The organism is Chryseobacterium sp. PCH239, from assembly GCF_018924625.1.
GTDB classification, from domain to species: domain Bacteria; phylum Bacteroidota; class Bacteroidia; order Flavobacteriales; family Weeksellaceae; genus Chryseobacterium; species Chryseobacterium cucumeris.
Map to the genome: position 1 here is coordinate 4,072,149 of NZ_CP073027.1, position 24,738 is coordinate 4,096,886.

Here is a 24,738-nt window from a genome sequence, read left to right on the forward strand (position 1 = left end):
ATGTAGAACAGTTTTAAATAAGGCGCAAATGTAAGTATTTGTTTAGAATAGATAAAAATAATTTTATGATTTAAATCATATTCTTAGTGTTGATGAGATGGATTATTTCTATAGCCGCTTAGACTAAGGGATAGAAAATTTTTTATGAATATATTTGTTAAAAATTATAATATGCAATTGGTAAAAGCAGGGCTTTGCGCCTTTGGAATGAGTGGGAAAGTATTCCATGCTCCCTTCTTAAAAGAACATCCGGGATTTTTTATGTCTGCTGTGGTGGAAAGAAGTAAGGAAGAATCGAAGGAAAAGTATCCGGAAGCAACCATCTATCGTTCCGTGGAAGAAATGCTTCAGCATGCTGATGTAGAATTGGTGATTATCAATACCCCGGTTCAGACTCATTATGAGTACGCCAAAAAAGCACTGGAAGCAGGAAAAAATATTGTTGTGGAAAAACCCTTTACAGTAAATGTTTCTGAAGCAGAAGAGCTGGTGCAATTAGCAGAAGAAAAAGGATTGTTTTTAAGCGTATATCAAAACAGAAGATTCGACCGCGACTTTCTACAGGTTCAAAAGATTCTTGATGATAAGAAAATAGGTAATATTAAAGAAGCTGAAATTCGTTTTGACAGATTCCGTACAACCGCCAGTGGAAAACAGCATAAAGAAAGTCCTGATCAGGTGGGGGCAGGATCACTTCACGATCTGGGGGCACATCTTGTAGATCAGGCGGTGCAGTATTTTGGATATCCTGAAAAATTGTTTGCAGACGTGTTTTCTATGAAAGGAACTGAGTTCGCTAACGATTATTTTGAAATTCTCTTATTCTATAAAGATAATATGAGGGTAAGACTGAAATCATCTGTTTTCAGTAAAGAAGGACATTATGCTTACACTATTCATGGAGACAAAGGAACTTTCCTGCAGGAAAGAACCGATAATCAAGAAAATGAACTGGTAGCAGGTGCTGTTCCTGAATATGGTAAAGAATGGACACAGCCTCTGAAAGAGCCGGACGGAATTTTAAACTTCCTGAATGATGATTCTGAAACAGAGAGAATTCTTACCTCCAGTGAAGCCGGAAACTACATGAATTATTACCAGCAAATTTATGAACACATCGTTTTTGGATATGCTTTACCATCTCCCGGAAAAGAAGTTATTCAGAATATGAAAATCATAGATACTTCTCTTAAAAGTGCAAAAGAAGAAAGAATAATAGAATTATAAATGATGAGTTATGAATTATGAATGAATTCAAGATTCAAAGTTGATAACAGTTGTGATGAGAAGTCTTCAATTCGTTTACTCTAAAACTCTAAAACTCTTTGAATTCATTCATAATTCATCATTATTAAAGGAGTTCCTGAAGCTCCAGCCATCTCATTTCATGGTTCTCCAGTTTTTCTGAAACGCTTTCCAGTTCTGAAGAAAGTGTGGCTATCTTTTCGTAATCAGCTTCGTTGTTGAGCTTATCCAGAATTTTAGTACGTTGTGCTTCCAGTTCAGGCATCTCTTTTTCAATGGTTTCCAGTTCCCTTTGTTCTTTAAAAGTGAGTTTCCTTTTAGAATTGGCAGACTGAGTACTTTCTGTTGGAGAAACAATTTCTTTTACAGGCTCAGGTTTTACCATTGTATTTTTTTCTAAGGCTTCTTCACGGCTTCTTGTTTCTCTGTATTCTGAGAAGTTTCCTACAAAATCTCTGATTTTTCCGTCTCCTTCAAAAGCCAGAACGTGGTCTACAATTCTGTCCATAAAATACCTGTCGTGGGAAACGATAATTAAAGATCCCTGAAATTGCTGAAGGAAATTTTCCAGCACTGTTAATGTAGGAAGGTCCAGGTCATTTGTAGGTTCATCAAAAATCAGGAAGTTAGGATTCTGATACAAGATATACATCAGGTGAAGTCTTCTCTTTTCACCACCCGAAAGTTTAGAAATAGGAGAATATTGTGTCTGATCATCAAATAAAAATAATCTTAAGAACTGTGATGCCGATAAACTTTTGCCATTAGCTAAAGGATAAAATTCTGCAATTTCTTTGATGAAATCTATTACACGCTCATCTTCTTTATATGTAAGCCCTTTTTGTGAGAAATAACCGAAAGAAATTGTTTCTCCGGTTTCAATTTCTCCTTTATCGGCTTTTTCAAAACCTTGAATAATATTAAGTAAGGTAGATTTTCCCGCCCCATTTTTTCCAATGATTCCCACTTTTTCTCCACGCTGAAACTGGTAGCTGAAATCTTTCAATAAAACTTTAGGTCCAAAACTTTTATCAATATGTTTAAGTTCAAGAATTTTATTTCCCAAACGTTTCATCTCAAAATCCAGTTCAAGTCCGTCTTTTCTGGTATCGGTTTTGGCAACCTTTTCAGTCTCATAGAAAGCATCAATTCTGCTTTTTGATTTTGTGGTTCTGGCTTTCGGCTGTCTTCGCATCCATTCCAGTTCCTTTCTGTAAAGGTTATTGGCCTTGTCAATTGTAGCATTAAGATTTTCCTCACGAATCATCTTGTTCTCCAGGTAAGTAGCATAAGAACCGTTGTGAACATACAGATTCTGATCTTCCATTTCCCAGATACTGTCACAAACACTGTCAAGGAAATATCGGTCGTGGGTTACAAGCAATAAAGTGATTTTTGCTTTGTTCAGATAATTTTCAAGCCATTCTACCATATCCACATCCAGGTGGTTGGTAGGTTCATCCATGATAAGAAGTGTATGCCTGTGCTCGGCTCTTGTTTCTGTTAAAAGTTTAGCCAATGCTACACGCTTGATCTGCCCTCCGGAAAGAGTACCCATTTTAGCATCCAGATCAGTGATTTTAAGCTGGGAAAGAATCTGTTTCATTTCATTCTCCAGATCCCAGGCTTTATGAACTTCCATATCAGCCAATGCTTTCTCAATAAAATCATTATCTGTAGAATGGAGTGATTTGTGATAGTTTTTAAGAGCGAGGATAGGTTCGGAATCAAGGGTCATCATGAATTCCTCAATGCTGAGCTTAGGATCATAATCAATTTCCTGGTCAAATAACACCACCTGGATATCTTTATTGATGATCACAGTTCCGCTGTCTGCAATTTCTTTACCCATTAATATTTTCAGAAGGGTAGATTTTCCACTTCCATTTTTGGCAACAATCGCTATTTTATCTCCTTCATTGATGTGAAAAGAAATATTTTTAAACAAAACTTTGATGCCGTAAGATTTGGTAAGATTTTCTGCAGAAACGTAATTCATTGGGAATTAATAGTTTGATTTTATTTTTTAACTAAGTCGCAAAAATACGAAAATGTAGCCATAAAATTTTCCGGAACGCATCTTATAAGAATGAATATTTATGATTTTTTAATAGATAGTGTCCCTTGCCTGAAAAAACTAATCAGTAAATTTGATCAGCCACAATGAAATACACATTTTAATAGTAATAAATAATACAAAAATCTGATGGAAACAATGAAAAAAGTTATTGTCGACATGGACGGGGTAATGGCGGATGTATATCATCAGCTGGTACAATTTGAAAAAAGAGATACAGGAAGAGAAATTGAAATCAGTGATTTGGCTGGTAAGCCTGAAATAGAATCTTTTCCCAATGGAAAAAAGCACGTGAATGAAGTAGGTTTTTTCAGAACCTTACCTGTAATGAAGGGAAGCCGTGAGGCAATGGAATATCTGAATAATAAATATGAACTCTATATTGTATCTGCCGGAATGGAGTTTCCAAACAGCTTAAGGGAAAAATATGATTGGCTGGCAGAGCATTTCCCATTCATTACCTGGGAACAGATTGTTCTTTGTGGAAGTAAAAAAGTAGTGTCCGGAGATATCATGATTGATGACTATCCTAAAAATTTAGATCATTTTTCAGGGCAGAGACTGATATTTACCCAACCTCATAATGAACTGATAGAAAATGATACTTACGAAAGAGTGCATTCCTGGGAAGAAATTATGAGTATCCTTTAAGTAGGAAATATTTATAATTAGGAAATATTTAAAACAACTTTAACTAAAGGGAGAATAATTTTAATAAAGTATTGGGATATTGGGCTGTTGAAAATAAATAAGTTTGCTTTAAACTTTTAACATGAAAATAGATCATACTTTATTCTTCCTTTTCACAGCCTCTGCTTTCCATGCCCAGGTTATTTCCGGAACTGTCATTTCTAAAAATGAAAACCATCCAATTCCTTATGTAAAGATTGGAATTGAAAAAAAATCAATCGGAACAATCTCTGATGAAAAAGGAAATTTTTCAATTGATCTTTCCGATACAGATCCCCGGCAGAAAATAAAAATAGAAGTACCGGGATTTGAGCCTTACCAGGAAACAATACAGGATTTTAAAAAAAATGATCAGCAAAAAATATTTTTAACAGAGAAAACTAAAAATATTAAAGAGATTACCATTAAGCCTAAGAAACTTGTTGATAAAAACTGGGGAGTCAATACGAAGACAAAAAGTGTTATGTACTCGGTAAATCCACACCTCAGAAAAGAAGATTTTCTTGGTGAAACCGCATTGGCTTTTAATGCTAAAAAGAAATCAAAGATTAAGAATATTAACCTGAATATTGCCAGCTATACTGCTGATAAGCCTGTCATCATGCGGTATACTATTTATAGTGAAAAAGATGGTTTTCCGGATAAAAATATTCTTGATGAAGAAATTACCGTTGAACTAACCAGTGATATGATTAAAGACGGAACTTATACATTGGATGTGAATGACCGTAATATCTGGGTACACGGAAGGTTTTTTATAGGAATTCAGTTTTTAAAAGAATTTGAAGGGAGAGTCAATATAAGTGCAGCATTGTTCAAAACAGGATTTATAAGGAAATTTTACGGAGAGTGGACAAAAATGACTCTCGCCGCACCTGCCATTAATATCGATGTGAAAATGGATAAAAACGGAGACAAAAATACGGATGATGAAAACGGTTTTGCAGATGACAGCGCAGAAGCACTGATGCCTGATGTGTCAAAATATATCCAGGAATCGGAGCAAACTGTGTATGGGCAAAATAAAGCCGTAGGAAACTATCTGAAACTTCAGGATACCAACCTTTATTATGAGGTGTATGGTGAAGGAGAACCATTGATTCTGCTTCATGGCAATTCAGGAAGTATTAAAGATTTTTATCAGCAGATTCCTGTTTTATCAAAGCAGTATAAAGTAATTGCTATAGATACAAGAGGACAAGGGAAAAGTGTAGATTCCTCTAAAAAGGAATTTACCTACAAAATGTTTGCTGATGATGTAAAAGCAGTAGCAGACCAATTAAAGCTCAATAAGGTAAATATCGCAGGCTGGAGTGATGGTGGAAATACCGGACTGGAATTTGCCCTGAAATATCCTGAAAAGCTGAATAAGCTGATTGCAATTGGAGCCAATGCATTTCCTGGTGGAGTGGATGACAGACTTACTGATCATTTTGAAAATAAAATGCTGGTGATGAAAGAGCTGAAGGATCCTGAAAAGTTTAATGAACAAAGGCTTTTGAAAATTATGCTGACACAGCCGCGCATTGAGAAGAAAGATTTAAATAAAATCGGAAGTAAAGTATTGGTTATTGCCGGTGAGAATGATGTTATTAAACGTGGTCATACTGAACTTATTGCAAAAGAAATACCCAATGCTGAACTTAAAATCTACAACAAGGCCACCCATATGATTCCTTTTGAAAACGCAGATCAGCTCAATACGGATATTCTGAATTTTTTAGGAAAAAGTAATTAGATAAAGGCTGGAAGCAGGGAGATGGAGAATGGAAGTGATATCCATTAGCTAATTTTGTAAGTTGACTCATTGAAACATATCATACGGGATCAATGAAACTTCATCAGCTCCCATCTTTGTGCTTCCTTCCTCCCTTCTTTTAATCCAGTGTCAGCCTTTTTAATGACCACGAATTACCATTGTAAATATCAAGATCCACTTTAGCGTTGATACCATGAACAATCCCGTTTTCTGTAAACTGCCAGAAATCCCACTCATCATCAGGAGAAGGAGACGGAACATCATTGTAATTGGCAAGCCATAAAGGATAATCTTCAAACTCGCCTTTCAGAAAGTCTTTATAATAATGATAGTAGGTGTAGATGATCGGCTTTTCACCATAGGCATCTTCTACAATTTTACACCATATTTTCAGATCTTCAATCAGCTTTTTGCTGGTTTTACGCTTGGGAATTTTTTCAATATCAAGGATCGGGGGAAGATCCCCGCTCTCAAGTTTTACATTCTCTAAAAAATTATTAGCCTGGATCACAGGGTCTTCATCAGCTCTGTAAAAATGATAGGCACCACGGATAAGATCATGCTTTTTAGCACTTTCCCAGAATTCGTCAAAATGCTTATCGGCACTTCGGTTTCCCATCGTTGCACGCATGACAACAAATTCTAATGGAATCGTTTTATTTCCGATGCTGAGACTGTCCCATTTGATATCTTCACGATTCTGATAATGAGAAACATCAAAACCATAGGTTTTATCAAGGTTACTGGCTAGTATTCTTTGGATTCTTGCTGCTTCCTTTTCACTGTTATGAAGCTTTTTATGCTTAAATTTATTAAAGTACAGCGCATAGTAATAACTGATAGACTGTCTTAAATAAAGTCCTGTTCCTACTAATGCTATCATTAAAATAACCAATATCACCCATCTTCGGAAAAAATACTTCTTCCGTCGCGATTTATGGACTTGTTTGGCAGTTTTTTTGGTGTACTTTTTTGGTGTCATAAAGTTTTGCAAAACTAACTTTTTTCACTGCTAAATGCTAAAATAAAATCAGTAAATTTGTGTATTATGGAAACACGCGAAAAAATCATCATTATTGGAGGAGGATTTGCGGGGCTGCAGCTTGCAAAAACATTGAATAACAAGAACAAAAAGGTGATTGTTCTGGATCGGATGAACCACCATATGTTTCAGCCGCTTTTTTATCAGGTAGCCTCAGGAAGGATAGAACCTTCCAACATTTCCTTTCCCTTCAGAAAGATTTTTCAGCAGTCCAGAAATACACAGTTCCGTATGACTGAAGTCAAAGAAATAGATCCTGCCAACAATAAGGTCATTACTGATGAAGCAGAATTTACCTATGATAAACTCATCATTGCAACGGGCTGTAAAACTAATTTTTTCGGAAATAAAGAATTGGAAGGCAAAGCTTTCGGAATGAAAAATACTCAGGAAGCCATCAGTATCAGAAATCATGTTTTGATGACCTTTGAAAAACTGATTATTGAAAAAAGCCGAAGCGATGACGGAAACTGGAATATTGTTATCGTGGGAAGCGGTCCTACAGGAGTAGAACTAGCAGGGGCTTTTGCTGAAATGAAAAAAGATATTCTTCCAAGAGATTATCCTTATATGAACTTTGATCATCTGAAAATTATTCTGGTGAGTTCTACCGAAAAACCACTTGCAGTAATGAGTAGTGAGGCTCAGGAGAAGTCAGAAAAATATCTTAAAGATCTTGGGGTAACTTTTATGAGTGGAGAAGTAGTGACGGATTATGACGGAGATAAGGTTCATTTGAAAAGCGGAAAAGAAATTCCATCCAATAATGTGATCTGGGCAGCCGGAGTTACAGGAAATGTTGTAGGAGGTTTTCCGGAAGAAAAATTAGTGAGAAACAGATATATTGTTGATCGATATAATAAAATACAAGGTTACGATAATATTTATGCGATCGGGGATATTGCCTATATGGAAACCCCTAAATATCCACATGGGCATCCTCAGGTAGCCAACGTAGCCATTAATCAGGCAAAAAATTTAGGTAAAAATCTATTAAAGAAAAGCCACGAAGAATGGAAAGAATACGAGTATGATGACAAAGGCTCATTGGCGACTATTGGGAAGCACAGAGCAGTTGTAGATCTGCCGTTTATAAAATTTCAGGGATTTCTGGCATGGTATTTCTGGATGTTTCTCCATTTAATGCTAATTTTGAGCGTTCGAAATAAACTGGCCATATTCTTCAACTGGATGTGGAGTTATATCAACAAAGATTCTTCTTTAAGATTAATTATTATACCTACTAAGAAAAACGGAACATTACAATGAGAATTGACATAATAAGCGTACTTCCGGAATTGATGGAAAGTCCGTTCCAAACCTCTATTTTGAAAAGAGCAATGGACAAAGGACTGGTAGAAGTACATTTTCATCATCTGAGAGACTGGGCAATCAATAAGCACAGACAAATTGACGATGAGCCTTACGGAGGCGGTGCAGGAATGGTAATGATGGTTGAGCCATTGGATAAATGTATATCAGAGCTTAAATCTCAAAGAAATTATGATGAAGTAATCTATCTGACTCCGGATGGGGTAACTTTAAACCAAAAAATAGCCAATTCATTGTCTATCAAAGAGAATTTAATTTTTCTTTGCGGACATTATAAAGGAATAGACCAAAGGGTAAGAGATCTTCATATTACCAAAGAAATTTCAATTGGGGATTACGTTCTTACAGGAGGAGAACTGGCTGCCTGTGTTCTGGCAGATTCCGTTATCAGATTGCTTCCCGGAGTTTTGAATGATGAACAAAGCGCTTTAACAGACAGTTTTCAGGATGATCTTCTTTCACCACCCATCTATACTAGACCCGAAAGTTATAAAGGCCTGGATGTTCCTAAAATCCTTTTGAGTGGGAATTTCGGAAAAATTGAAGAATGGCGTCATGATGAAGCCGTAAGAATTACAAAGGAAAAACGTCCCGATTTATTGTAAACGAAAATCGTCAGAAATGATCTAATTTTCTGCTTCCATATTTAATTCCATTTGTTATAGATAAATGGAATAATATTTGTTGTAATTTCAATAAGTGTGAAAAATATTAATGTTTCTGGTTTTAAGTTAAAAATTTATTTCTATTATTCCATATTTTATATATTGTCTCAATTTTGATTAATATATCGAAACTGTGGGATAGTTGAAAAATTAATTCATAATGACTTATTTCATTGGTATTTTTTACTATATTTGAATTGTTTTTTATTGGAAATTGATTTACTGTTTTAGAGGTAAATCACTAAAATTTGAAAAAAAATAATAAATTTACATCTTAAAGTAAAAAGGACATAATAAATTAAAAGTATAGAAATTAGTGTAGATGGAGCTGTTCTCTTTTTATAATGTTGAAAATTTATTTTTACCCGATCCGAAACCTGTCCATAAATTAGATCCTACCCGGTCAGGATTAAGGAATTGGGATGAAAAGAGATATAAAAATAAGCTTTTTAAAATCTCTCATGTATTTCAGTTGATGAAGGAGGATAATGAAGTATTACCATTTGTAATAGGATTATCTGAGGTTTCCGGAAGGAAAGTTTTGGAAGATCTAGTAGAAATGGAGCCCTTTAATTCGGAATACGGAATTGTTCATTACAATTCTATGGACGAACGAAAAGTGGATGTAGCCATGTTATATGATAAAAATAAAGTAGAGGTACTCGATTCAGAAACCATTACTTTCTTTTTTGAAATAGTAAATAAAAACACAGAAAATTACGACACAACCCGAGACGTACTTTTTTCAAAAATTAAATATAAAGGGGAAATTATTAATGTCTTTGTCGCCCATCTTCCCTCTAAGCGCGAAAAAGATATCAATAAACCTAAAAGAACCTTTATATTGAATGAAATACGGGAACGGATTATGAAAATTGTAAATGCTGATAAAGAGCATGTTATATTGTGTGGCGATTTTAACGAAAACCCGGATGATGAAAATTTAGTACAGATTCTCTATGACAATGACCATGAGAAGGTTTTAATGAACCCTTTTCAACAATTGTTTTCTATAAGAAATTATTCTACTTTTCATTATAAATCTGGATTGCTGTATGATCAGATCATTATATCAAGATCTTTGCTTGATAATAAGACGCTGGCTTTTCAGGATGCCCATATATTTAATTCTGAAAAAATCCGCAGCAGAACCAGAAATTTTGAAGGACGGCCATTCCGAACTTATGCCGGTACCCGGTATTTAGGTGGATATAGCGATCACTTTCCGGTTTTTGTAAAATTTAAAAATTTACATTAAAAAACATAAATAATAAAAAAGTAGAAAATGAAAAATTCGAGCAACACAAGCTACCATTTAGATTCTATTGACAAGGAAATCATCTACATGTTGATGGATAATGCTAAAACTTCTTTAGCCCACATTTCAAAAAATGTCGGAATTTCCACTACTGCAGTGCATCAAAGAATCAAAAAACTCGAACATGCAGGAGTTATTGAAAATTCAATTTCATTTCTTAATCCTAAGAAAATTGGATACAAAGTGATTTCCTACATCGGTGTATTTCTGGATCAGCCAAGCCATTATCCGGAAGTGGTAAAGTCTTTGCATGATATCAACGAAGTAGTGGAAGCCCACTATACTACAGGAAATTATACCATTTTCCTGAAAGTGCTTTGTAAAGACAATGATCATTTAATGCAAATCCTTAGTAAGCTTCAAAAGCTGAAGGGAGTAACCAGAACAGAAACTTTTATATCTTTGGAACAAGGTATTTACAGACAATTGAAAGTATAACGACATGAACATAGCCCAATATTTGGATTCAACTTACCTGAAAACCCCAGAACAATCAGGTATTTCCCACGAAGAAACACTTCAAAAAGATAAAGAACTTGCTCAGGAAGCAATAGATAATGGTATTTTTGCCGTGATGATTCGTCCGGATTATGTATCGGAGGTGAAGAAATATATTCAGGAAAGAAATTCAAATGTTGTAGTAGGAACTGTAATAGGTTTCCACGAAGGAACGTATTCTATTGATGAAAAGCTTGCAGAAGCTTCAAAAGCAATAGAAGACGGAGCAGATGAATTAGATTTTGTTATTAATTACACGGCTTATCTGCAGGGAGATATAGAACTGGTAAGAGAAGAATTTGTAAAATGTACAAAATTATCTCTTGAACATCAAAAAGTTGCAAAATGGATTATTGAAATTGCAGCGTTAACAGATGAACAAATTGCTGATCTTACTAAAAAGATTTCTACCTGGGCAGAAGAGAATTTTTCTGAAAATGAGTTGTCGAAAATTTTTGTCAAATCATCTACAGGATTTTATCAGACTGCCGAAGGAAAGCCTAACGGAGCAACCTTTGAAGGAATAACAATTATGCTCAGCAATGCCGGGAAACTTCCTGTAAAAGCAGCAGGTGGAGTAAGAACTCCTGAAGATGCTGAAAAAATGATTAAAATGGGAGTTAAAAGAATTGGAACCTCTTCAGCTCTGGGATTAATTAAAAACGAATCTTCATCAGAAGGATATTAATATTAAATTCTCAATATAAAAAAACCATCAGCAAAGCTGATGGTTTTATTTTATAGTTGTGCCTGATATTCTTCGTAGAACTGTTGGGTCTCTTTAATCAAGCTATTCATTTCTTCCAGGGTAAACACTTCAAGGAATTTTTTTCTGAACTCCTTGAAATGAGGAATTCCTCGGAAATAGTTGCTGTAATGTTGTCTCATTTCAACCAATCCTAATCTTTCTCCTTTCCATTCTGCACTCCATTCTGCATGCTGACGAACAGCCAGTAACCGGTCTGAAATAGTAGGTTCAGGTAAATGCTCTCCTGTTTTAAAGAAATGCTTGATTTCATTGAATATCCATGGATATCCAATAGCAGCACGACCGATCATAATACCGTCACAGGCATACTTTTGCTTATATTCTAATGCTTTTTCAGCAGAATCTATATCACCATTTCCAAAAATTGGAATTTCAATATTAGGATTTTGTTTAATTCTTGAAATATGTTCCCAGTCTGCTTCACCCTTGTACATTTGAGCACGCGTTCTTGCATGTATGGTAAGCGCTTTGATTCCTGTTTCCTGCAGACGTTCTGCTACTTCATCAATATTAATGCTGGTACTGTCCCATCCTAAACGGGTTTTTACAGTGACAGGAAGATGAGTAGAGCTTACAACAGCCTTTGTAAGACGCACCATAAGATCAATATCTTTCAAAACACCAGCTCCTGCTCCTTTGCATACAACTTTTTTTACAGGACATCCAAAATTAATGTCTACTAAATCCGGATTTACCGTTTCAACAATTCGTGCAGACATAGCCATAGCTTCTTCGTCACCACCAAAAATCTGTATCCCAACGGGTCTTTCATAATCGAAAATATCCAGCTTTTTACGACTCTTGATAGCGTCACGAATCAACCCTTCGGAAGAAATAAATTCCGAATACATTAAATCTGCACCATGCATTTTACACAAACGTCTGAACGGAGGATCACTTACGTCTTCCATCGGAGCCAGCAAAAGCGGAAATTCCGGCAGTTCTATGTTGCCTATTTTTATCATGGTGCAAATTTACAAAATTCTGAACATTCATAATTATGATATTATCTATCGGCCTAAATGATTGTTTTGTTTGGAAATTGGAGGATAGAAAAAGACTTTAAATAGTGAATATGAGATTTGATTGACTCCCCACTTCCAGTTGTCCACAATTAGAAGCTTGCTTTTACCTGCATACTTCCGATATGAATGGTTCGGTCACCGGAGTTTCTTCCTTCGTAATTAAGGTTCAGTTGGATAAACGAGTTGATAGCCTGTTGGATAAACACACTCCACACCTGGTTTTTTCCAGGTTTAAGCCCATCCAGCATCTGGTTTCCTACGATACTGAAATTGTTTCCTGTAAAATCGTTATTGATAAATGAGAAGTTTCCACGGATAGACGTTTTTCTTCGCTCCCACTGGATGGTTCCTGTAACATCAAAAGCCTTAAGGAGTTCTTCGCCATCCAATCTTTGTTTCTGACGGAAAGCAGAAGATAATTCAGCCTGAATGGCATCGGTGAATTTATACGTTGCTTTAGGCTTGGTTTCAAAATTATTCAGACGATAATCTCTTGTTTTAAATAACTGTGAAGAGTTTTGGATATCATGAACCGAGTTTTCCCAATCCACTCTGAATTCTTTATTGAACCAATATCCTATGTTCAGGAAATGAGAAGTCTGTTCACGTTCTTCATTACTGAAATTGGCATTGATGAGATTATCATTGGTGATAAATCTGTAATTTCCGTTCCAGCCTGATTTATCAGTTGGATTAAACTGTACGGAAGCAAGAATATTCTGATTTTTAAGGATTTGGTCACTGTTCTTTTCAAAAGGATTCAGAACAAGTACTTTTTCCTTTTTGTAGAATGAGTTTTGAGAATTTAATGAAATATTAAAATTCCAACGTTTTAAAAATCCATTCTCAGAGTTGAAAACAATGGCCGGATTGACAAACAAGGCCAATTGCAGTTTATTTTTATTGGAAGGAATATATCGTACAGAATTAGTATATACACGGATGTATTGCGCAAGATCGGAATATTCGGCAATTTCAAATTCGTCTAGCTGCTGAACGCCGTCTCCGTTATAATCGGTCCATTTATAAACACCTTGTCCGTCCGTTACTTTAATGTACTGAAATTCTCTCTGGGCTTCCTGTCCGTTCCCCAATTCATAGAAAGCCTGAAGACGCATACCGTTTCTGAAAAGCTGTTGATTGTATAAGATATTTCCAACAACAAAATCATTATTACGGGTTACTTCACCTTCTGCACCTGAGTAGAAGAATTTTCGGTAGTGAATTAGAGCATTTAAACTGGTTCTTTCAGTTTTGATAATCTGACTTTCAGCCATGATCCCCAAAATATTGTTCATATTCTGAAGTCTGTTATCGCGTACTGAGTCGTTATCTCTCATATATACTTTCGCCAATAATTTGGTTCTTGTACTATCACCTATTTTCTTCTGCAAAAATATTTCTTTCCAGCTGAAACTTGTGACATCCAAAAGCTGGGTATCATTGTACTTTTTCTCGTTATGCTCCATGCTTCCACCAATGGCCCAGCTTCCTTTTTTACCGGTAAATTCTGTTGAAACTCCACCACGGATGAACTTTGTATCCTGAAGAGTAGCATTGGTACTCAGATAAGACAGATTCCCCTTCGTAAAGAATTTTCCCGTCAGCCAGCCGAAATCAAGGTCATTTTTAATCCCTTTGTAAGAATCCTGTTCATTCAGGTAATTGATGCGGTAATTCAGTGTAGATTTATTATTCCATTTGTTGAGGAAGCTGAAGGTAAATCTATTTTGGGTCTTTTTATTGAATTCCTGGGTAAGGTTGAAATCTCTGGAGAATTCCACATCATTAATACGATCAAGGATATGAAACTGTCTGTCTATATATTGATATTCAAAACTTGGAGTTCCTTTCCATGTGTTCTTTGTGAAGCTTTTATTTCCATAAATACGCCATGCATACCCCATGTTCTGATCAGAATCTTTTGATGAAAATAAGTTGACATCATAGTTACTCAGAGAGATATCAGCACCTATTTTTCCTTCATTTAACAGATATTCTGAGTTCAGAGAGTATACCTGCGATTTCTGAGGGGAAGGAAGTTTTCTTACGGCTCTGTAATCTCCGCCATTAGGGCCTACATATTCAAAAACACGCCCGTTGTTGGTGGTCTGTGCAATTTTATAATCTCCCTTATTAGCTCCGAAATAGGTAAAAGATACCTGATAAAGTGTTAAACTGGAATCCGTAGAATATTCATAAAAATTTCCTGCAGGACTTAATTTGTATAAAATTTTATTGACATCATATTCCGTTATCACTCCTGAAGGAGCATACATCAGGTCAGGATTATTTCCAGCTTCTGCAAGAATTTGCTCATCTTCTTTAGATAGATTTAAAGAAAGCGGAGCATTCTTATTATCATTTTCCAAAAACCAGTTGAATCCCACTTTGAATTTCTCTCTCTGGTGCTCAAGCTTTCCTGTAAACAAATACCTTGAATAATTTCTATTGGCGTAGTTGTATGAAATGGTGATGAAATTCTGCTGGAAAATAGGACGAAAACTGGTAAAGGTAACTTCACCGGTATTGTAATTGATAATATAATCCTGGTTTTCACCGCGCTTCATTAAGATTCCATCAATAAAAACCTGTTCAGAGCCAGAGATCAGCGTAATAAATTGTTCACCGTTCTTACCCGTCAGACGGTAAGGTCCCTGGTTACCTTCAACCCCCTGAAAACGTATTCTGTGGAATTCACTTCGTGCCACCCCTGCAGAGATATCTACGAATGTCTTATTCTCTTTACCGAATTCTGTCTGGAACTGAAGTCCCATACTTCTTCTCTGGTATTTGGCAAAATAATTCTTAGCTTCTACAAGATCAAGATGTCCTGCTCTGAGGATAGACTTATCTTTAATATTAAGCTGCATATAGATTTTGTCAAACTCCTCTAAAGTCTGGGTATAACCATCAGCCTGTATAGGCAGGTTATGATCTGAAATACTCGCTAAAATCGTCACATCTTTTGACAGTCGCCCTGAAATCTGGAGATCCATAGAACTTTGTACTGATTGCCCCTGATTATTACCAAAAGTAATCCCTCGGATAATAGAACCTTTTGAATTAAGTTCTCCTAAAAATCTCTTTTTATCATTCTTGGCCAGTACGGCTTCATCAATAATGATCTTATTATGCGTTCTTATGAAATCAAGAGTGTCCTTTGCAAAGATGTCCTGTTCCAGTTTTGCTGCAAGAATACTGTCTCTTTTGATGCTGTCCTCCGGAACGTTGGGATTTTTCCACGAAAAGACCTGAGCATTTCCTGAAAATATGCCTAAGAAGAATAAAACGAATAGAATGACAAAATTCCGCAACTTTTAAAAATAATTCGTAAAAATAATTAAAAAATGTTAACATTAAGAGATCAACTATAATTAACAAAAACTTAACCTCTTTATTGTCCTCCAAAAAAAAATAGAATGTAGTTTTGTTACGGAAAAAAATTATTAATAACAAAAAATTTAAATCATGAAAAAACTTTATTCGTTATTTGCTACAGTAATGTTAGCAAGTGGAATTTTTGCACAAACAGTCTTCAGTGCTACATTTGATGATGTAACAGGAACAGGAGGAAATGATGGTGCTTGGAGTGGAGGTATTGCATCAAGTGGATTTGCTGATGGATCCAGCTCTTATACAACTGGCGGAAACTGGACTTTTACTAAAATTTATAAAGGAAACGGATGTCTTAAGGCAGGTACAAGTAGTCTAAAAGGGTCAATTACTACTCCAACTTTTAATTTAACAGGATCAGCTACGTTAACATTCAGAGCAGGTGCATGGGACGGGGCTAGTGAAAAAAGTACTTTAAATATATCTGCAACAGGTGCTGCTCTGGATCAGGCAAGCGTAACTATTGTAAAAGGAGCTTTTTCTAACTATACCGTAAATGTTACAGGCGCTACCGGAGCTGTAACTCTTACATTTGAAGGATCTGCAGCTGCCAATAACAGATTCTTTATTGATGATATCATTGTTAGCACAGGAACTCTTGCTGTTCTTGATACTAAAAATGTAAAATCAGCCAACTTTGTAAAGAACTCTTTCGTTAAAAATAACGAAATCGTTTTCGGATCTGATGTAAAAGACGTAAAAGTGTTCAATATGTTCGGACAACTTGTAAAAGAAACTTCAGTAAAACAAAACGAATCTGTAAGTGTTGCTGAATTGGCAAAAGGAAACTATATCGTTACAGGTACAGTAAACAATCGACCGGTTTCTCAGAAAGTACTTAAAGACTAATCTTTTATTAATAAAAATATAAACAGCCGCTTCAACGAAGTGGCTGTTTTTTGTGATTGTTTGCTGATTTTTAAGTTTTTGTATCCTATATATTTTTTAATTTGGTGGTATTGTTTTTGATGTTTTATTTTTAATCCATTTCTTAAAATTATTACAATGAAAAAAATCTTTACTCTTGTTGGACTTACTTTATTAACTTCCTTTTCCAATGCCCAGATTGTGATTAATGAGATCTATGGTGGAAATGTCAATTCAGGGGCTGTATTGAAGAATAATTATATCGTCCTTAAAAATATCGGAACTAATTTAGTCTCTTTGACAGGAGCAAGTATTCAATATGCTCCGGCAATTGGTGCTTTCACGGAATATCATACGTTGCCGGATCTTACTTTAGGGCCGGAAGAAACCTACTTAATTCAGGAGTCAGCAATTGAAGGAGGTATTGAAAATCTGCCAACACCGGATTTTATTGCCACCAAAATAACTAATTTTGACGGAACGCCTAATCCATCTTCAGGGCTGAAAATTTCCAGTGTGTCAGGAAAAGTAGCTTTAGCCGGAAATATAGTGCAGGTGACAGGGCCTTCTGCATCCAATGTACTGGATTTTGTAGGGTACGGATCCAATGCTGATCAGTTTAAAGGAGACGGGCCAGCTCCTTCTCCCACAACAACTACAGCTATCAAAAGAACTTTGGTAGGCAGTAACGATAATATGGCAGACTTTTCTCTTGAAGGAAGTGTGAAATCAGGTTTTGTACAGAATCCATTCATAAAAGACAGTAAAGTAGTGTTCGGAACTGAGGTGAAAGATGTGAAAGTGTATGATACATTCAGGCAGGTCGTTAAAAAATCACCGACGAAACTGGCCTCCACTCTTGATATTGCTGAGCTTCCGAAAGGAACTTACATTGTCACAGGAACCATTAACAATATTCCGATCTCACAGAAAATAATAAAAGATTAGTTTTAAATAAGAAAGGACAACCGATAACAGGCTGTCCTTATTTTTTATTTTTCAGAATCTTACTTAATACCAGCCTCTTCTCGCTGCATTAATTATTGATCCGAGATTAAGAATTAAAGTGTATCTGATACGCTTTCCATAATCTTTGAATGAAGGTTCAAAACCTAAAGAAGACTGTATCGGGAAATATACTTCCAGAAAATCCGGGATGATTCTTACCTTAACTCCGGTGTCCCAAATGAATTTGGCAGGAAGATCTTTGTTTTTATAAACTCCGGCATCTGCATATACGTGGAATATTTTCCATACGCTTGAATCTACATTGGCAGACGTAATCCATTGATTCACTGTTCCCGGAAGAAAAGATTTAAAACCACCATCAGCCAATATAAACTGCTGGGAAAGAAGACCGCTGCTGGCACTTTCTCCTAAAAGCGTATAAGAGAATGAATAGTTGGAAACCCTCGAAATTCCATAATCGAAAAGGTTATTTCGGGTGTTGTTTCTTAAGAAGTAACCGGCAAATAAACGTAAGCTCAGCTTTTGTTTAGGAGCAAATTCCCATCTGTAGAAGCCTTCAGCTGTTATTTTATTGAAATCTTCCATTCCCTGGGTACTTAGGCTGAAGCTTTTTTCATGAATCATCTGGCTGTCGCTATAACCATATCCAATACTCCAGAGGTTATATTTGCTGTAATCGTTATTGGCAATCATTGTAGGGCTCAGATCCCTTTCAAAATAATTATAGGAAACTCCCAGACTTCTGCTTACTGTACTTCTTGGATTCTTTCTGAAGTTGATAGAAGATGATATTGAGGTTTTTCTGTAGGCCAGATCATAATCATAATGGAAATAAGATCCTGAGAGTCCAAATGTCAGACTTCGGATAATGCTTTCTGCAGGCAGAATAGAGTAGGAGACAGCTCCTGAACCGGTTAGTTTACCTGTTCCTGTGCTATAAGTTGGAGTCACCGAATACAAAAATTTCTGATCAAAGAAAGACTGATTTTTAAAATTGGCTCCCAAAAGAAATTTATCATACGTATTGTTGAAACGTACCCTTGGGCTGATGTAAATTTCATTGTATTCCGGGTTGGGAATATCTTTTATTAATTTAAGTTTAATTTTTTTTGCATTGGAAAATAATCCTTTCGCATACAGGAAGTTGTCCCTGTAATTGGATTCAGGAAAGATATAGCCACTATTTAAGGTGGTTTTGTAAATATTCTCTGATGCAGGAAGTGACAGGCTGGTGGTACGTTCATTTTCCTCCGTATCTATCCAGTACGTTTTCTTTTCTCCTTCTCTGGTTTCCGTTTCCACTTTTACGGGAATAGAAATGTCTGTATTTCTTACAATTTTTATTTGCAGAGAGTCATTGTCTTTTCTAATGTTTTTCAATTTAAAATCAACCCTGTTTTTCTGTTTAAAAAAGTTGGAGAGATAGGCTGTTGATGTATTGTTTTCAGCAAGGGAAGAAAGGAATTCATCAGGATTAATTTTTTTTCCGGAATTCTGAGAAATATAGTTTTTTAGAATCCCATTGAATGGTTCATATCCCATTTTGTCGGCCGAATAATTGAAAAGACTTCCTGTTTCAAAGCTGCTGATAGCCATGTCATTAAAGTTACTCAAAACAGGGAAATGTTCATCGATCTTCTGATCAAGGTTTTGCAGCATGATGTACTGATAGGAAAGTCCATAGCGATCCAGAAGTTTTACTTTGGAGGCATGGAATAGCTTTAAAGGTTTAAGCCCAAAGATTCTTGTCTCGGGAAGTGTCCCTAAAAGTTTCGTATCAGCGTAGAATTTTTTGAGGTACTGAATTTCAAGATATGATTTTAAACCATTTTTAAACCAATGGTCTTTTTCTTTATCTGCAATAACGCCTTCGTCAAGAATTTTCTTAGCAATGATCCCGAAATAATCCATATCGGTTTTTTCGGTCTCGGTAAACAGGCGGAATCTGAATTTCCAGAAAGTAATATCATTATTCCCGAAAAAGTCTTCTTTAGCTCGGAATTTATCTGAGATAAAAATACTTTTCGGAAGATACCCGATGCGTTCCTTGATAAATTTTAATTGTAAAGGAAGATAAAACTCCAGGTTTTGTTTTTCTTCCGGTTTAAGATTATAACCAAACTTGATTTGGATTTCATCTCCATCAACATTGGTTTTGATGGATTGAAATGCTGTCGGAGAAATCAAAAATTCAGGATCTGAGTCAAGGTATCCCTTAAATGAATTCATTTGAACCTGTGGAAGATTTCCTTCAACAAAATTATTAACAGGAAGATCAAAATTGACGGTCCAGAAAGTATTAAAACTTACCTGTTCCTCAATATCGTGATAGTTTCTTTTGGAAATATTGTCCGGATCAAAATGATCCGGAACAATAAAGAAATATTTTAATAGAGTATTCTGTGCAGATGTTCCGTATCCCGTAAAGTTTTTATCGGGAAGCTGCATCCTGTATTGCAACTGTAAAGTAACGCTTTCGCCAGGTTTTAATACATTTTTCAGAGGAATAAAAAGATTTTCATCTGAGAGTGTATTGACAGGAAGGGCTTCATTGTCAGAATTTTTAATATTCAGTTCCAGAAGTTTTCCCAATTGGTCATTTTTTGCAAAATGCAAATCATTATTCCGGTCTTCCAGTTTTCTGTAGACTAAAGAAGTTCCCCGTTTATTGTACGCGGCTACCCAATTCAGGAGTTTTACGGTTTGAAGGTCTTTTCCGGAGTGATTGTAATAAACAATTTCCTGGCGGACATCAAGGTTCTTTTTGTCAGGAGACAGTTTTGTTTCAATGTATATACTGTCTGTCTGTGCAGAAACCTGTACAACTCCACATAACAAAATAAGGCAAAGGCTGATCTTTTTCAAATATTCGTGATAAAGCTCAAATATAACTTATTTTGTATATACTTTATAGTATTTTAACCTTGAATTGCTTTTTTTTCCAAAGAATTAATATAAGCATTCCATCCCTCTGTTTTATAAGTGATGGCAGATGCTTCAGGATCATTGGATTTGTAGATTCCTCTTCCTACGATGATAAAATCTGTGTGCAGTGTTTTGAAAACATGTTCCGGTGTGTTGTACTGCTGTCCTTTGCCATCTCCTGAATCTGCAAGGTTTACCCCAGGAGTGAACAATAGCAGATCCTCAGGAATTTTATTCTGAGATACACCACCAATTACATTAGGATGAGATAAAGCTACTTTTAAAGCTTCTTCACGATAGCTGGCTGTTGTTAAAGCACCTTTTGAAGACATTCCAACGATGGCTACCACTCCTACATTTTTGAAACAGTCTAATGATTCAAAACCTCCGATTACCTGAGAAGTCACAAAATCTGCCCAATCTGTAATTTTGAAAACTCCGCTTGTGAACTGAAGCTCCTGTGTATTTCCGATATCAGCAAATTTTCTGTCTTCCATGAGTAAGAACTGGTGTTTTGCTGCAATAGCTTTTAAAGGAGTGATGGTTTTTTCATAATCAAAATCAGAAATGATATCGATATGTGTTTTTAAAGCAATAACGTGTGGCCCTACTTTTTCAGCAAGTTCCAATAGCTCCTGAGTGGTTGTAACATCAGCAGAAGCAATAAGGTTTGATTTTTTTGCCAAAGCGGTTTCCAGTAATTTTTTGGAAACGGAATGCTGTGTCACCTGAAGTTTCTGTTCATAAGATGATCTGGTTTCTTCTTCAAACTGAATGTGGTTCCCTTGAAGGAAGTCCTGAATTCTTTTTACTTCTTCATCTGACAATTCACCTGTTTCCTGAAGAATATTGCATACTTCCGAAATATTGAAAAGAGTATGTACTCGATATCCTTTACCTTCCAATAATTGTTTCCCTCCCTGTTCTCTGTCAAGTACCACCACAATATCAGAAACTTTAAGATCTTCCTGTTCTATTTCAGGAATGGTTTCCAGCAAAGATTTTCCTGAAGTGATTACATCCTCTACCAAAAGACAGTTTTGTCCTTTCTGGTAAATTCCTTCAATCAGCTTCTTTGTACCATAGCTTTTCGCTTCTTTTCTTTTAATAATTAATGGAATATAACTTTCCAGAGACATTGCAGTAGCCATAGGAAGAGCAGCATAAGGAACTCCACAAATTAAATCGAAATTATCTAACGGAAGCATTTCCAGTAAATAATTAGCAAGATTTTTTAAAATTTTAGGATCTGAAGCCAAAGGTCTCAGGTCTACATAAAAAGGACTTTCAATGCCGCTTTTCAGGGTAAACCTTCCGAATTTGATGATTCCTAGTTTGTAGCACTCTAAGAAGAATTCTTTTTTACTTTCCATTATTTTTTATTAGATACTGCAAATTTAAGGAATTGAAATAAGGCTTAAAAATTTATCGTCCATTTGTCAACAAAAAACCATCCCGGATTGGCCGGGATGGCGTGAAAAATATAATAAACTATTATTTTACGATTTCAGCATCAATGACTTGGGCACTGCTGTATTTTTGCTGGGCTTCCCACAATAAAAATTTGTCAACCTCTTTGATAAGCTTAGGAATGGTAAGTGACAATACTGCCAGGTCATCCATAACTCCAAGAACCGGTATTACAAATTCAGGAAGCAGATCAATAGGAGAGAGTACATATAAAATTCCAAGTAAAGGAAGAATAATGTCTATGGATTTCATTGGGTAAATTCCTTTTCTCCACATTTTGACCATTCTGAAAATATCAGGGATCTTTTTGATAAAGCCCTTATGATTGATGGCTTCTTTTGCAAGATTTAATTTTGAATATTTCATTTTGTGTTTGGATTAATAAATTTTTCAACGCTATAAAATTCGCAAATCCTGTACCAACAAATTATAAAATTTAGTTAAAATATTATTTGATAATATTGTCAATAAACTGATGCACAGTCTCTGTGTTCCAGTCTTTTGTAGCATCCTCTTTAATAAGAATTCTTCCATGTTTATCCAGCAGGAAAGTGGTAGGAAATACCTTTGGAAGAATTTTTTCGGAAATAGGACTTTGAGCAATATATACAGGAACGGTATAGTTATTTTCTTTCAAAAACTTTCTTACATCCTCTTCCTTATCATTCATGGCAATTAAAACAAAATCAACATGATCTTTTCTTGTATCATACAGTTTCTGAATAGAAGGCCATTCTTTTCTGCAAGGCGGGCACCATGTTCCCCAGAAGTTCAGAAAAACCCCTTTATCTTTAAAATTCTTAAGATTGGTGCTTGGTGCATTAATGCCTTTAAGTTCTATATCATAATCCTCTTCACTGATGTGAACAGCATTTTCAATAGTGGCTACCGGAAAAAAAGTATCCTTAAGGAAATTTCTTATTCCCGGTACAAATGCAACAACGCCAATGATTGCTATGATTACAATATAAATGATACTTTTTTTCATATCTATTGTTTATAGAAGGTCCAAAATTTCCTGAACAGCATCTTTTCCTCTATTTTTGGCATAATAAATCTGCAGATCATTATAGAAAGTATCTTTTGGATAGGCTTCAGGATCGGCTTTATATTTCATCAGAAGTTCATAACCATATTTAGGACGTGGACCCCATGAATTTTTTACATTCAGGTCTTTGTCAAGGATAAGTACTTTCGGAATGGATTCTGTACCGTTCGTTAAAAATTGGTTGATTAAACTTTTATCACTGTCTCTCAGGAAGACTCTTACTTCATTGTGTCCTTCAAAAAATCTGAAAAGAGCAGGTACTGTTGCACTAGCATCTCCGCACCATGCTTCAGAAATGATTAAAATCTTTCCGTCAAAGTTTTTGGCAGCCAGTTCTTTCAGCTGATCTTCATCCGGAACGTATTTTTTTACCGTTCTGTCCATTCTCTGAAGTCCCAGCTCATAATATTGTTTATATTCAACTTCCTGTTGGTTGGCAGGATGCTCTAATCTTTCTTTTGCAATCTGAAGATATTCTTCAAACGAAATTCCTTTATCCCAGTAATTTTTCATTACCAAAAATATTTATGTTAAAAATTATTGATATTTCTTGTTTTGTTGATCAAAAACAGGTCTGCCAGTACAAATGCCGCAAGACTTTCCACTACAGGAACTGCTCTTGGAACTACACAAGGATCGTGACGTCCTTTTCCTTCTACAATGACTGGATTTCCGTCTTTATCAATACTGTCCTGAGGTCTCAGAATAGTAGCTACAGGTTTGAAAGCCACACGGAAATAGATATCCATTCCGTTGGAAATTCCACCCTGAATACCTCCGGAAAGGTTAGACTTTGTAGTGAAATCCGTATTGAAGGCATCATTATGTTCTTTTCCTGTCATTTTAGCTCCGCAGAAACCGCTTCCATATTCAAACCCTTTGCAGGCATTGATATTCAGCATAGCTTTTGCCAGCTCAGCCTGAAGTTTTGAAAAGATAGGTTCACCAATTCCCACAGGAACATTTTTAATCACACAAGTGATGGTTCCTCCGATTGTGTTTCCTTCTTTTTTGATCTCCTTGATTCTTGCAATCATCTTTTCTGCCGTCTCAGTATCCGGACAACGAACATCATTGCTCTCTGTTTGGGAGAAGTCTAAAGCCTGATAAGGCTTTTCACAGAAAATATCACCTACGGAAGAAACGTAAGCATTGATCTCAATGTTGGGTAAAAGTTGTTTGGCAAGGGCTCCTGCCACTACCCAATTCATTGTTTCTCTTGCAGAAGATTTTCCGCCACCACGATGATCCCTGAAACCAAATTTCTGGTCATAAGTAAAATCAGCATGGCTTGGACGATATGCGCCAGCAATGTGATCATAATCTTTCGATTTCTGATTTTCGTTTTCAATGATAAAACCGATGGGCGTACCTGTTGTTTTGCCATCAAAGATTCCTGAAAGAAACTTTACCGTGTCGCTTTCCTTTCTTTGTGTAACGATTGCCGACTGGCCAGGTTTTCTTCGGTTCAGTTCATACTGAACTTTATCGAGATCTACCGTTAAACCTGCCGGAAAATTATTAATGATACCGCCATAAGCCACTCCGTGACTTTCTCCAAATGTTGTAAGACTAAGAAGATTACCTAATGTGTTGAACATGATACAAAATTACCTTTTTTTCTTCAGATAATAAAGTTTCTG

The 24,738-nt window shown here is 35.8% G+C and carries 20 protein-coding genes; 10 read left to right on the forward strand and 10 right to left on the reverse strand.

From position 1 onward, the window contains the following. The first annotated feature begins 171 nt into the window (after window positions 1-171). Window positions 172-1,227, forward strand: coding sequence for a Gfo/Idh/MocA family oxidoreductase (locus KBP46_RS18775; RefSeq protein ID WP_216445504.1), 1,056 nt, complete (start codon window positions 172-174; stop codon window positions 1,225-1,227). A gap of 124 nt (window positions 1,228-1,351) precedes the next feature. Here KBP46_RS18775 and KBP46_RS18780 read toward each other — a convergent pair whose 3' ends face one another. Next, window positions 1,352-3,244, reverse strand: a complete 1,893-nt coding sequence (locus tag KBP46_RS18780; RefSeq protein WP_216443893.1) for an ABC-F family ATP-binding cassette domain-containing protein — start codon at window positions 3,242-3,244, stop codon at window positions 1,352-1,354. Window positions 3,245-3,460: 216 nt separating this feature from the next. Here KBP46_RS18780 and KBP46_RS18785 point away from each other — a divergent pair, with 216 nt between their 5' ends. Beyond that, entirely contained in the window at window positions 3,461-3,973 is a 513-nt protein-coding gene (locus tag KBP46_RS18785) for a 5'(3')-deoxyribonucleotidase (protein WP_062676310.1), read from the forward strand. Between the two features lie 121 nt (window positions 3,974-4,094). Beyond that, window positions 4,095-5,750: an alpha/beta fold hydrolase gene (locus tag KBP46_RS18790; RefSeq protein WP_216443894.1), complete on the forward strand. Its 1,656-nt coding sequence runs from the start codon at window positions 4,095-4,097 to the stop codon at window positions 5,748-5,750. 139 nt (window positions 5,751-5,889) lie between these two features. On the opposite strand, the gene KBP46_RS18795 is transcribed toward KBP46_RS18790, so the two are convergent. Next, window positions 5,890-6,654, reverse strand: coding sequence for a glycoside hydrolase family 25 protein (locus tag KBP46_RS18795; protein ID WP_367397883.1), 765 nt, complete (start codon window positions 6,652-6,654; stop codon window positions 5,890-5,892). Window positions 6,655-6,819: 165 nt separating this feature from the next. Between KBP46_RS18795 and KBP46_RS18800 the strand changes: the two genes are divergently transcribed. From KBP46_RS18800 to deoC, 5 genes are all read left to right on the forward strand, one after another. Then, a complete protein-coding gene (locus KBP46_RS18800) occupies window positions 6,820-8,082 on the forward strand; it encodes an NAD(P)/FAD-dependent oxidoreductase (RefSeq protein WP_062676260.1) in 1,263 nt (420 codons plus the stop codon). Then, window positions 8,079-8,750 carry a tRNA (guanosine(37)-N1)-methyltransferase TrmD gene (gene trmD / locus KBP46_RS18805; protein ID WP_062676259.1) on the forward strand — a complete coding sequence of 224 codons (672 nt, stop codon included), beginning with the start codon at window positions 8,079-8,081 and terminating at the stop codon, window positions 8,748-8,750. The genes KBP46_RS18800 and trmD overlap by 4 nt, the downstream gene beginning before the upstream one ends. 382 nt (window positions 8,751-9,132) lie before the next feature. Continuing rightward, complete coding sequence (locus KBP46_RS18810; RefSeq protein WP_123279169.1) at window positions 9,133-10,068, forward strand: endonuclease/exonuclease/phosphatase family protein; 936 nt, start codon at window positions 9,133-9,135, stop codon at window positions 10,066-10,068. Window positions 10,069-10,095: 27 nt separating this feature from the next. After that, window positions 10,096-10,566 carry an Lrp/AsnC ligand binding domain-containing protein gene (locus KBP46_RS18815; protein WP_002976659.1) on the forward strand — a complete coding sequence of 157 codons (471 nt, stop codon included), beginning with the start codon at window positions 10,096-10,098 and terminating at the stop codon, window positions 10,564-10,566. Between the two features lie 4 nt (window positions 10,567-10,570). After that, complete coding sequence (gene deoC, locus KBP46_RS18820) at window positions 10,571-11,314, forward strand: deoxyribose-phosphate aldolase (protein ID WP_216443895.1); 744 nt, start codon at window positions 10,571-10,573, stop codon at window positions 11,312-11,314. A gap of 50 nt (window positions 11,315-11,364) precedes the next feature. Here the strand turns inward: deoC and dusB are convergent, their stop codons facing one another. Together dusB and KBP46_RS18830 are read right to left on the reverse strand one after the other, a co-directional pair. After that, a complete protein-coding gene (gene dusB / locus KBP46_RS18825) occupies window positions 11,365-12,360 on the reverse strand; it encodes a tRNA dihydrouridine synthase DusB (RefSeq protein ID WP_062676256.1) in 996 nt (331 codons plus the stop codon). A 149-nt stretch (window positions 12,361-12,509) separates the two neighbouring features. Then, the gene (locus tag KBP46_RS18830) at window positions 12,510-15,737 is read right to left on the reverse strand and encodes a hypothetical protein (RefSeq protein ID WP_216443896.1); all 3,228 of its coding nucleotides are present in this window, start codon (window positions 15,735-15,737) and stop codon (window positions 12,510-12,512) included. 154 nt (window positions 15,738-15,891) lie between these two features. On the opposite strand from KBP46_RS18830, the gene KBP46_RS18835 reads away from it, so the two are divergent. Further along, the gene (locus KBP46_RS18835; protein ID WP_216443897.1) at window positions 15,892-16,665 is read left to right on the forward strand and encodes a T9SS type A sorting domain-containing protein; all 774 of its coding nucleotides are present in this window, start codon (window positions 15,892-15,894) and stop codon (window positions 16,663-16,665) included. Between the two features lie 156 nt (window positions 16,666-16,821). Further along, window positions 16,822-17,631, forward strand: coding sequence for a T9SS type A sorting domain-containing protein (locus KBP46_RS18840; protein ID WP_216443898.1), 810 nt, complete (start codon window positions 16,822-16,824; stop codon window positions 17,629-17,631). A 63-nt stretch (window positions 17,632-17,694) separates the two neighbouring features. On the opposite strand, the gene KBP46_RS18845 is transcribed toward KBP46_RS18840, so the two are convergent. The 6 genes from KBP46_RS18845 to aroC form a co-directional block, all read right to left on the reverse strand. After that, window positions 17,695-20,517, reverse strand: a complete 2,823-nt coding sequence (locus KBP46_RS18845; RefSeq protein WP_253297090.1) for an aminopeptidase — start codon at window positions 20,515-20,517, stop codon at window positions 17,695-17,697. A 53-nt stretch (window positions 20,518-20,570) separates the two neighbouring features. After that, window positions 20,571-21,950 carry an orotidine-5'-phosphate decarboxylase gene (gene pyrF, locus KBP46_RS18850; protein WP_120232887.1) on the reverse strand — a complete coding sequence of 460 codons (1,380 nt, stop codon included), beginning with the start codon at window positions 21,948-21,950 and terminating at the stop codon, window positions 20,571-20,573. 121 nt (window positions 21,951-22,071) lie between these two features. Then, on the reverse strand, window positions 22,072-22,413 hold the full coding sequence (locus KBP46_RS18855) for a YkvA family protein (RefSeq protein WP_062676251.1): 342 nt from the start codon (window positions 22,411-22,413) through the stop codon (window positions 22,072-22,074). An 82-nt stretch (window positions 22,414-22,495) separates the two neighbouring features. After that, window positions 22,496-23,035 (reverse strand): TlpA disulfide reductase family protein, encoded by a 540-nt coding sequence (locus tag KBP46_RS18860; protein WP_062676250.1) that lies wholly within the window; start codon window positions 23,033-23,035, stop codon window positions 22,496-22,498. Window positions 23,036-23,044: 9 nt separating this feature from the next. After that, on the reverse strand, window positions 23,045-23,608 hold the full coding sequence (locus KBP46_RS18865) for a thioredoxin family protein (protein WP_216443899.1): 564 nt from the start codon (window positions 23,606-23,608) through the stop codon (window positions 23,045-23,047). Between the two features lie 17 nt (window positions 23,609-23,625). Further along, entirely contained in the window at window positions 23,626-24,696 is a 1,071-nt protein-coding gene (gene aroC / locus KBP46_RS18870; RefSeq protein WP_062676248.1) for a chorismate synthase, read from the reverse strand. Window positions 24,697-24,738: the final 42 nt, after the last annotated feature.

Excerpts from the sequence above, each read along its gene's own strand:
- KBP46_RS18775 (WP_216445504.1), top strand. The coding sequence starts at position 172 with ATGCAATTGGTAAAAGCAGGGCTTTGCGCCTTTGGAATGAGTGGGAAA.
- KBP46_RS18780 (WP_216443893.1), bottom strand. The coding sequence starts at position 3,244 with ATGAATTACGTTTCTGCAGAAAATCTTACCAAATCTTACGGCATCAAA.
- KBP46_RS18785 (WP_062676310.1), top strand. The coding sequence starts at position 3,461 with ATGAAAAAAGTTATTGTCGACATGGACGGGGTAATGGCGGATGTATAT.
- KBP46_RS18790 (WP_216443894.1), top strand. The coding sequence starts at position 4,095 with ATGAAAATAGATCATACTTTATTCTTCCTTTTCACAGCCTCTGCTTTC.
- KBP46_RS18795 (WP_367397883.1), bottom strand. The coding sequence starts at position 6,654 with ATGATAGCATTAGTAGGAACAGGACTTTATTTAAGACAGTCTATCAGT.
- KBP46_RS18800 (WP_062676260.1), top strand. The coding sequence starts at position 6,820 with ATGGAAACACGCGAAAAAATCATCATTATTGGAGGAGGATTTGCGGGG.
- trmD (WP_062676259.1), top strand. The coding sequence starts at position 8,079 with ATGAGAATTGACATAATAAGCGTACTTCCGGAATTGATGGAAAGTCCG.
- KBP46_RS18810 (WP_123279169.1), top strand. The coding sequence starts at position 9,133 with ATGGAGCTGTTCTCTTTTTATAATGTTGAAAATTTATTTTTACCCGAT.
- KBP46_RS18815 (WP_002976659.1), top strand. The coding sequence starts at position 10,096 with ATGAAAAATTCGAGCAACACAAGCTACCATTTAGATTCTATTGACAAG.
- deoC (WP_216443895.1), top strand. The coding sequence starts at position 10,571 with ATGAACATAGCCCAATATTTGGATTCAACTTACCTGAAAACCCCAGAA.
- dusB (WP_062676256.1), bottom strand. The coding sequence starts at position 12,360 with ATGATAAAAATAGGCAACATAGAACTGCCGGAATTTCCGCTTTTGCTG.
- KBP46_RS18835 (WP_216443897.1), top strand. The coding sequence starts at position 15,892 with ATGAAAAAACTTTATTCGTTATTTGCTACAGTAATGTTAGCAAGTGGA.
- KBP46_RS18840 (WP_216443898.1), top strand. The coding sequence starts at position 16,822 with ATGAAAAAAATCTTTACTCTTGTTGGACTTACTTTATTAACTTCCTTT.
- pyrF (WP_120232887.1), bottom strand. The coding sequence starts at position 21,950 with ATGGAAAGTAAAAAAGAATTCTTCTTAGAGTGCTACAAACTAGGAATC.
- KBP46_RS18855 (WP_062676251.1), bottom strand. The coding sequence starts at position 22,413 with ATGAAATATTCAAAATTAAATCTTGCAAAAGAAGCCATCAATCATAAG.
- KBP46_RS18860 (WP_062676250.1), bottom strand. The coding sequence starts at position 23,035 with ATGAAAAAAAGTATCATTTATATTGTAATCATAGCAATCATTGGCGTT.
- KBP46_RS18865 (WP_216443899.1), bottom strand. The coding sequence starts at position 23,608 with ATGAAAAATTACTGGGATAAAGGAATTTCGTTTGAAGAATATCTTCAG.
- aroC (WP_062676248.1), bottom strand. The coding sequence starts at position 24,696 with ATGTTCAACACATTAGGTAATCTTCTTAGTCTTACAACATTTGGAGAA.